The organism is Mesorhizobium sp. M2A.F.Ca.ET.039.01.1.1, assembly GCF_003998035.1.
GTDB lineage: Bacteria > Pseudomonadota > Alphaproteobacteria > Rhizobiales > Rhizobiaceae > Mesorhizobium.
On sequence record NZ_RZRY01001545.1, the window covers coordinates 1 to 438 of the forward strand.

General features: G+C 68.5%; 1 protein-coding gene. It reads right to left on the reverse strand.

The genetic code is table 11. From position 1 onward, the window contains the following. Positions 1 to 202 (reverse strand): DUF1194 domain-containing protein (locus tag EOA24_RS40855; protein ID WP_127410964.1); only part of this gene is annotated, 202 nt, incomplete at its 3' end. Positions 203 to 438 lie beyond the last annotated feature (236 nt).

Genomic DNA, 438 nt, shown 5'->3' on the forward strand with positions numbered 1-438 from the left:
GCACCGCCCTGATGAAGTCCGGATGCCTGAGCGCCTCGACGTAGCCGGCGCGCTGCAACGCGAATTCGCGCTCGTCCATCGACGTCGAGATGTCGACCGCCAGCACCAGCTCGACGTCCACGGCGGCAGGTGCGGCGGGCACCGGCACAGGCGCGGCCTGGGCGCAGCCGAGACAGGCAAGCAGGCTGAGCATGTCGAGCATGGCCGCGTGCGTCCGGTTTGACGGGCCTGATCTTCTGCGGTGATCGCGGCGAAATAAAGCTTGGCTTTTACTTCTTCCTGCGCGGCGCCAGCGGCGGCGGCTCGATCGCGCCGGCCCTGACCCGCGCCGGCTTGAGCGCCGATCGGCCAGCATCCTTCACGATCGTCAGCGAGCGCGGGAAGAACTGGTTGTTGTGCTGGCCACGGCCGATGTTGAGGATGGCGGCGTCCGGCAGC